The 6,710-nt window shown below is 54.2% G+C and carries 6 protein-coding genes; 1 reads left to right on the top strand and 5 read right to left on the bottom strand.

Going from position 1 to position 6,710, the window contains the following annotated elements; genetic code table 11:
* Positions 1 to 180 precede the first annotated feature (180 nt).
* The 3 genes from ACT3IC_RS23410 to ACT3IC_RS23400 all read right to left on the bottom strand — a co-directional run bounded on the left by ACT3IC_RS23410 (position 181) and on the right by ACT3IC_RS23400 (position 3,049).
* A complete protein-coding gene (locus ACT3IC_RS23410; protein ID WP_473479861.1) occupies positions 181 to 288 on the bottom strand; it encodes a colicin release lysis protein in 108 nt (35 codons plus the stop codon).
* A 105-nt stretch (positions 289 to 393) separates the two neighbouring features.
* On the bottom strand, positions 394 to 651 hold the full coding sequence (locus ACT3IC_RS23405) for a bacteriocin immunity protein (RefSeq protein WP_473479858.1): 258 nt from the start codon (positions 649 to 651) through the stop codon (positions 394 to 396).
* Position 652: 1 nt separating this feature from the next.
* On the bottom strand, positions 653 to 3,049 hold the full coding sequence (locus ACT3IC_RS23400) for an S-type pyocin domain-containing protein (protein WP_473479855.1): 2,397 nt from the start codon (positions 3,047 to 3,049) through the stop codon (positions 653 to 655).
* A gap of 172 nt (positions 3,050 to 3,221) precedes the next feature.
* On the opposite strand from ACT3IC_RS23400, the gene ACT3IC_RS23395 reads away from it, so the two are divergent.
* Positions 3,222 to 3,680: an entry exclusion protein 1 gene (locus tag ACT3IC_RS23395; RefSeq protein WP_473479852.1), complete on the top strand. Its 459-nt coding sequence runs from the start codon at positions 3,222 to 3,224 to the stop codon at positions 3,678 to 3,680.
* A gap of 401 nt (positions 3,681 to 4,081) precedes the next feature.
* Here the strand turns inward: ACT3IC_RS23395 and mbeA are convergent, their stop codons facing one another.
* Together mbeA and ACT3IC_RS23385 are read right to left on the bottom strand one after the other, a co-directional pair.
* Positions 4,082 to 5,581 (bottom strand): plasmid mobilization relaxase MbeA, encoded by a 1,500-nt coding sequence (gene mbeA / locus ACT3IC_RS23390; RefSeq protein ID WP_473479849.1) that lies wholly within the window; start codon positions 5,579 to 5,581, stop codon positions 4,082 to 4,084.
* Positions 5,571 to 5,894, bottom strand: a complete 324-nt coding sequence (locus tag ACT3IC_RS23385; RefSeq protein WP_188056605.1) for a MobC family plasmid mobilization relaxosome protein — start codon at positions 5,892 to 5,894, stop codon at positions 5,571 to 5,573. The genes mbeA and ACT3IC_RS23385 overlap by 11 nt, the downstream gene beginning before the upstream one ends.
* Positions 5,895 to 6,710 lie beyond the last annotated feature (816 nt).

The following is a 6,710-nucleotide window of genomic DNA, read 5'->3' as shown; positions in this document are numbered from 1 at the left end:
AGTGGCCTTAGTGAGGCTACACTGAAAGGACAGATTTGGTGACATGTCTCGCACAAGACTGTTACCGGGTTAAGCAGTTCCCCAACTGACTTAACCTTCGATTAAACCGCCTCCCCAGGCGGTTTTTTCGTTTACAGAGCAAGAGATTACGACTCATTGCAAAGGATCTCAAGAAGATCCTTATGGATTGCTGTTAATGCCGCTATCAAGCGTGATTGTCGATGAAGGAGACACAGCACCACCTCCGGTATCACGAACGTTGTTTACCTGGCATGCAGCCAGCACCATCGAACAACCACAACGCCTGTAAAAAGTAACTTTTTCATATCCATTCTCTTATTTTTATAATTTTATTGGATTATTGGGGCCTTCTGTTAAGGCCCCAGATGTTAATTACTTAGATTTAAATCCCGGCTTGCCATTTGCAGCTCGCCATTCTTTAACTGTTTTCAAGACACCAATAGCTGAGTTATCAGCGCCTGGCTCTGGGTGATAAATCAGATCCCATCCATCAGGATGCTCTACAAGTTGACCGAACTCATAAATCGCTGCATCGTGCTCAGACTCAGTAGGAAAATCAGCACGCTTTATTTTATTCACAAAATCAACGAATTCTTGCTCTGTGTAATCTGTTATTTTTTTAGTGCCCATCTCAGTTACCCTTATGAATTTCAATATGACGCTTAGGTGTTAATGCGCGGAGGTTATCTGCGTTATAAACATCACCACCTTTAAATATTTCAACTTTGTGGTGTAATTCAATCTTGACCCTTTTACCAACGGAATCCCGGAAGCGGGCTGTTGGTGCGCGGCCTAATTTCATACGTTCGATATCGTCAGATTGAAACTGCTTGCTCAGTTCAGGATCGACAGCAACTTCTTTCCAGAAAGCCCGACGAAATGCATCAAAACTGCTAAATTCGCGACCACGCAATTTATTCGCAACCTGACTTGGGATCGGCGCACCCTCACCTGTACCAGCCCCACTCAGCCAGTTATTACTGACGTTCTGACCATTGCCACTTGCCTTACCAGGCATATTTCGTGGGCTCCGGTACATAACATACAGCGGCTTCAGTCCGGATTCGGCCGGGAAAATCAGAATAACATCACTGAAATCGAGGTCATCTGCAACTGGTGTCGTGATAACTACTGTATTTGCAGGTGCGATATCCTGATCGCCGGTATGCAGAATGTTTTCCGGCAGAGGAACCGGGCCGCTCAGCCCAAGCTGCCCGTTAACACCAGGTGCATCTGATGGACTAATAAGGATAGTCTGGCCAGGAGCGCCGGCCACTGCAGGCAAAGTATATCCCCAGTATCCGGTAGCCTGATCAGGGACTGCCCGCACTACAGGCACCATGCCAGCAACCCGGGTTCGCACCAGTTGCGTTTCCAGCTTACCGTCAGCCCCCAAAATCATTCGTCCACGAACTGGCATGCTGACACCTGTCTTACTGTCAGCCGCACTGTTCAGTGCACTCAAACCAGGAAGAGAGAGCACATCGGCAGGCATAAGACTGCTGATATCTCGCCCCGGGACCAAATCGCTGCCAACGCCCACCTTCTCAGAATATAAAAGTGAAGCCACGGTAACAGCGACTGGTCCCGCAAGGCTGGCCGTCGCAATAGCGCGTAGCTCTGCTAATCCCGCAGTAATCTGCGACCACACGCTGGCGACAACATCACTCCCCAGCGAAAGACCACCATACGAAGCGGTAGCCCATGCCAGGGGAATTGCCGCCGGTGTCGCCGCGTTCGGAATACCGCGCACAGACTGAACGTTAACCGATTTCAGCTTGTTCGCAGCTTCCTGGCGAGCCCGGCGAGTTTTTTCCTGTTCCGCTGCCTTACGGGCCAATTCTGCAGCTTTCGCAGCTTCTTCGGCCTTACGCTTTTGTTCTGCTGCAGAGGCTGCCGCCGCTTCTGCAGCTTTGCGCTGACGTTCGGCCTCAGCAGCTTTCGCTGCTGCCTGCTGTGCTGAGGTAAGCGCAGCCTGCGCGGCTTGCCTTCGGGTTTCTGCCGCCTGGTAATCAGCCGTAGCTTTCAGGCTTGCCTGCTCTGCAGCCGTGGCATTTGCTGGCAGAGTGCTTGCCTGCTGGCGTTTACTTTCAGCATCTGCTTTGGCCGAATCTACTTGTGCTTTGGTGATTCCGGATGGATAAAAGCGGTTTCCGTAGAAATCACGCTCTTTATTCGATTTCACCACTTCCCATTTTTCGATACCGTACTGACCGTTTTTCAGCACCATACCGTTTGTTGCAATCAGAAGGTCCTGGTATTTCTTTTCAGCCGCTGCGGCAGCAGGAATCGCATTAACTGCAGCCTGCCTGGTTGTTTTTGCTGTATTTAGTGCCGCATCAGACGCGGATTTCAGTCTCTGTACTTCGCTGGTTGCATTGGCCAGTGCACTTTGTGCAGAGGAAACTGATTGATGCTGGCCGGCAGCCGCAGCGGCAGCCACGGCCTGTTGGCGATTAATTTCAGCCGCGTTCGCCGCTGCGGCTGTTTTCGCTGAAAACTCCTTTGCTGCAGCTTCTGCCTGCTGCTTATCCTGTAAAGCTTTTGCAGCTATAGCGGCCTTCTGAGCTTCTGAGGGGCCTACGGGGCGAAATACACGTGTAGTATGGTCATTCTTGCCCCCGGTCGTATGGGTGTCCCAGTACCCCATTTGCCCGTTATTCATCACCAGTACTTGTCCGGCTTCCTGACTACCATTTTCCTGACTCAGGTTATTTCTGAGATCATTGGCATATCCAAGATCAGTTTCTGCGGGGCGGGTAACACCATCCATAGTAACGGTCGCGTTCCGGTTAATACCTATAATACGTCCATTATCTACTCTGTATCCTGAAAATTCTGCGGGGTTAATACCCCAACTCTGCGCGAGTGCGCGCCCTGCATCATTGACTGAAAGCCCAGTGTTAGCAGCCCCTTCACCGTTGTAATTAAATGCTGGCATTAGTTTCTCCTTTTTTATTTTTTTTATAAGAAATTTGGTGTGCGGTTTTTTGCAGTCGAAACCGCTTTTATAAGTACTCTGCCACACCAAAAGTACTGTATATAAACACATGTTTATCCATACAGTGATTTGATACTACGCCTGACTAAGACCTTGCGTCAACAGGGTTTTTTATTTGTTTTTCGTTTTTTACTGACAAGCAATGTCACCTGTCTTTTTTAATGCCGAAGTTGCCTTACAATATGCACATGAGACACAGATGGGACAGGCGAAACTTATGGCATGGCACACGCTCCAGGACACCCTAAAACTTACTGGCCGTTCACGCTCTCAACTGTATCGAGATATGGCTAAAGGCCTCGTCAGCTATCGGACAGGAAAAGATGAGAGGCGAGAATTTGAAACAAGCGAACTGATCAGAGCCTATGGTGAACTCCGTGTCATTGAGACACCAAAAAGGCACAAGGAGGGACAATCAAAATCTGTCGTTAGCCAGGCGGAAAATGCTCAGCTAGACGCCATTCAGCAGAAACTGGACGCTCTGCAGCAGACTGTTACCCTAATGCTTGAAGACAAGATGGCGCGGGAAGCAGAAAACCGCCTGCGAAATGAGGAGAGGGAGCAACTACAGGCCGAAATTAGCCGTCTGGCTGACGCGCTGGCACAGGAAAAAAAGCGGGGCTTCTGGTCGCGGTTGTTTCGCTCCGGTTCAGAGTAACCGTGCCGGTGACGCTGATTTACCATAACATCCGTTGCCCGCACCGCTGAAACGGGGTTGGCTGCGTTTCCGGTGCCAGACGCGAGAAAGTGGCGACAGACATAACGAAAAAACACCGGAAACACAGCCGCTGAATATTACACTGGTGCATAGTCATGCAACCAGATGCCTGGATGTTAAAGTCACACTGAAATCAGTGCGAAAGCCTTAAAAACAGGCATATGCTTCTCCAGCCACTCCCACAGCTCCGCAGCCAGATAGATGCAGTTAAGCAGCGCTTCAATGACGTTAAGCAGTTTCATAACTCCCCCTTTGTGTATGTCGTGATCTTTGCATCACGACGTATTTAGCGGGGAATTTCGCAGCCCTTCTTCTTGGGGTTTGTCACGGGCCGGCATCCGTCAGCCCAGCGTCGGTCCTTTGTAGGTTTTCTGCGGCTGGCGCTGCAACTCCAGGCTTTTCTGATACTCATGCTCCCGCTGCCGCTGCTCTACCGTATTCAGCTCCCGGACAAGCGGCGCAGCTGCTCGCTCAAACTCTGCACCTGCTTGCTCAAGTCCGAAACGCGCTCGCTCAGCATCGCGTTCTCCCGTTGCATAAGCCCAGACATCCTCCGCCATTCCGCGAAGGCGTTCTCCCACTCGTCCAGCCTTTGCGAGTAATCCTGCTGTAGCTGCTCTAATGCGCTCAGCAACTGCTTTTCCAGCTCTGTCATTTTCCGCTACTCCTGTTTCAGGCGGATCCAGGTCGTCCCGTCGTAGGGGATAGCTTCGGACTGCATCCCCGGCGGCAGGATAAGGAATTTCCTGCCGTCGCTGCTCTCCTGATAGCGCACCCCCCACGTCCGGACGGTGAGTTTCTTCAGCGTATCCTCCTGCTGGCGAATGGCCGTGTAATTGTCGGTTATCTGCTGGCCCTGCCACCACAGCACGCCCCCGCTCGTTGCGATCAGCAGCGCCGAGGTCATCAGGATGGTGAGCCATGTCCGGCCGGCCGTGCGCAGCACGCTCCGCCGGTTCTTCTCCATGGCCGAGCTCATACTCTGCTCGTGGGCGCGGATGTCGTCGCTGATTCTCTTCGCGCTTGCGCTCAGTTCCGCCCTGACAGACTGCTCGTGCTCGCTGAATGCGGCTCTCAGCATCTCGCCGGTACTCTGCTGCTGCGCTTTCGATTTCTGCTCTAAGTCCTTCGCCAGCGTTAAAAGACTGCTCATAGATGGCCCCCTTCAGTCGGATGTTTCGCCCCCCATCAGGGTCGGCAATGCTGATACTGCTTTTTGTGGTGCGCACCACCTCAAAACCTGACCGCTCCAGCGCCTCAGTGACGTCCTGGCGCGATTTCAGTTCCCCGGATGAGGCTAAGGCCAGTAACCCCTGCGTGATGGCCTGTGCGGCTTCCTGCTTCGTTTCTGGCAGGGCGGATGCCGTGACCAGTGCGCGCCGGTTCTCCGGCGCGTTCGGGTCATGCAGCCCCAACTGGCCGTTGACCACCGTCTGCCAGGCATCGATGCGCGGCCGGTCGGCGCGGTCAAAGTACGGCTGCAGGCGTTTTCCCGTCAGCAGCTCGGTATTGGGGATCAGGAAATTCAGCTCCAGACGCCCTTTGTCAGTGTGCTCCACCCACAGAACGCTGTACTGGTCCTTATCGAGTCCGGGCATCAGAACCCGCTCGAAGCTGGCCATCAGTTTTTCACGCTGCCCGGGCGGCAGATCGGCTTCCGCGAACGACAGCACCCCGGAGGTGTATTTCTTCGCATAAGGCGAGGCATCGATAAGCTCCCGGACCTCTTCCGGCCGTCCCTGCAGGACGCTGGCCCCCTCACGCAGCCGGTCTTTCCCGAGCAGGTAATCCACCGGTCCGGCGCCACCACCGCGGCCGCGCGGATGGAATTTAACGATCATCGTCCGATCCTTTTTCCAGAACCGCGTGGCGCAGTTGCTCGAGGCCGGCATCGATCGCCATCAGCGCGGCCACAATCTGCACCCGGTCCTGGCCGGTACCGCCGCCGGCGTTAACCCGGCGGGCTATTTGGTTCAGGTTATTGCCCATGCCGGCAAGCTGGCGCAGCAGCACCGGAGAGATCGAGGGAAGTTTGCCGGCGCGGGCCGGCTTCTCACCGAGGCACGTCTGACGCATCCAGGACGCCAGCTGCTTGCCGTCGCAGCGCTCGAGCAGCCGGCGGTGCTCGTCCTCCGTCACCCACATGGTGAGCATCTTGTTCCGTTTCTCTGACAAACCGGCCTCCTGATAACGCCGGGACGGACGGGAAAGCGTCCCGGACGGCGCGGGGTTGGACAAGCCGCAGGCGCGTCAGCGGTGTTAGCGGGTTTCGGGGCGCAGCCCTGAACCAGTCACGTAGCGCTAGCGGAGTGTATACTGGCTTAAAATGTAACATCGCAGAAACGCCAGGCATAGCTGCCACATAAAGCAGGTGAAAAATCACGGACGGATGCGTCAGCAGAAGATGCACTGCCGGAGACATGCCGCTTCCTCGCTCACTGACTCGCTACGCTCGGTCGTTCGGCTGCGGCGAGCGGGGCCAGCAAGCCCGGGGAGGAAGCTACTTTATCCACAGATTCAGGGGATAAGCGGCAAGAGAAGATGTGCGTAAGAAAGCGGAACCGGAAAAGGATCCCGGCGTTGCCGGTTTTCCATAGGCTCCGCCCCCCTGACAAGCATCACAAAATCGGACGCTCAAATCAGTGGTGGCGAAACCCGACAGGACTATAAAGATACCAGGCGTTTCCCCCTGGCGGCTCCCTCGTGCGCTCTCCTGTTCCTGCCTTTCGGTGTACCGGTGTCATTCCGCTGTTATGGCCGCGGTTTCTCATTCCACGCCTGACACTCAGTTCCGGGAAGGCAGTTCGCTCCAAGCTGGACTGTATGCACGAACCCCCCGTTCAGTCCGACCGCAACGCTTTTCCGGTAACTATCAACTTGAGTCCAACCCGGAAAAACACAACTAAACGCCACTGGCTGCGGCCATTGGTAAACAGGATGTGCGAGAGATGTATCGAGAGTTCTTGAAGT

Source organism: Leclercia sp. GHBNCSD (assembly GCF_055805075.1).
Note: the sequence above shows the minus strand (reverse complement) of the source record. Positions and strands in the feature narration are given on the sequence as shown.

Excerpts from the sequence above, each read along its gene's own strand:
- ACT3IC_RS23385 (WP_188056605.1), bottom strand. The coding sequence starts at position 5,894 with ATGCTCACCATGTGGGTGACGGAGGACGAGCACCGCCGGCTGCTCGAG.
- ACT3IC_RS23405 (WP_473479858.1), bottom strand. The coding sequence starts at position 651 with ATGGGCACTAAAAAAATAACAGATTACACAGAGCAAGAATTCGTTGAT.
- ACT3IC_RS23395 (WP_473479852.1), top strand. The coding sequence starts at position 3,222 with ATGGGACAGGCGAAACTTATGGCATGGCACACGCTCCAGGACACCCTA.
- ACT3IC_RS23410 (WP_473479861.1), bottom strand. The coding sequence starts at position 288 with ATGGTGCTGGCTGCATGCCAGGTAAACAACGTTCGTGATACCGGAGGT.
- mbeA (WP_473479849.1), bottom strand. The coding sequence starts at position 5,581 with ATGATCGTTAAATTCCATCCGCGCGGCCGCGGTGGTGGCGCCGGACCG.